Consider the following 1,101-nt stretch of genomic DNA (forward strand, 5'->3'; position numbering starts at 1 on the left):
GTGGCCGTGGCCGCCGCCGTCCTGATGGCGCTGGGCCCGGCAGCGAGCCTGGCGCACTGGCTGGTGCCCCAGTTCACCGGCTACACACCGTCCAGCGAGGCGCGGACCCTGACGGACTTCGGTACGCAGCTGAAGGTAACGCCCGGGGCCGGCCGCACGCTGCCGGCCACCTCTGCGGACAGCGGGACCGGGCCGGAACAGGCCCGTGCGCTCGTGTTGACGGCGGGAACCGGCGGCGCGGTGACCGCTGCCGTGATGCATGGCAGCGGCACCACCCTGGACCAACTCTCGGCCATTTACTCGGCGCGGGCCCTGGCCGGTCCGCTCACCGAAGCCCAGGTGCGCTCCGACGACGACGCCGACGCAGAATTGCGGAACACCGTGGCGGTCATCGTTGCGGGCACCGGCGTGGATCCGCGGCCGTCCCTGGTGAGGCTCGGCGTGGACTTCGTGGTGCTGCAGGAGTCCGATACGGCGGCCGAACTGCTTGCCGGCCGGATCGACGCCGTGCCCGGACTGACCTCCGTGGGACGCACCGACTCCGGATGGCTCTGGCGGGTGGTCGGAGCGACCGGTAAGGACGGCACCGCGGCAGGCCAACTGACCGCCCGGGTGCGCCTGGTTGATGCCAACGGCGACCTGCTGCAAACCGTGCCGTCCGGCTGGACCGCGGCGGCCGGCGAGATACCCGCCGGCGAGCCCGGACGTCGGCTGATCCTGGCCGAGCGGACGGACCCAGGCTGGACCGCCACGCTGAACGGCCGGCCGCTGGAATCCTCGCAGGACGGTTGGGCCCAGGCGTTTGAAGTGCCGGCAGCAGCGGGTACGGTAAAGATCGGTTATTCGAGCCCGTGGTCGCCGTGGATCGGCATCCTCCAGGTGCTCGCCATCGGACTGACCGTCCTGCTCGCCATACCGATCCCGGCCCGGCGGCGGTTCGTGCCGCGCCGCATCGACCACATCAAGACCACCGGGGCGGATGCCGGCCCCGCGGAACTGCGCAGGGCGGCATTCGAAGACCCGGCCGACGGCGGCGCAGTTGCCCTGGCCGGAAAAGGACAGCAACGATGACCGAGAAGGGTGGCCGCGGCGAGGAGCCGC

General features: G+C 71.9%; 1 pseudogene. It reads left to right on the forward strand.

Features of this window, described 5'->3' with window-relative positions:
* A pseudogene (locus tag AC5RUJ_RS16970) lies at window positions 1-1,071 on the forward strand (glycosyltransferase family 2 protein); the annotation flags it as partial.
* Window positions 1,072-1,101: the final 30 nt, after the last annotated feature.

It is taken from the genome of Arthrobacter sp. Y3223164 (assembly GCF_059091005.1).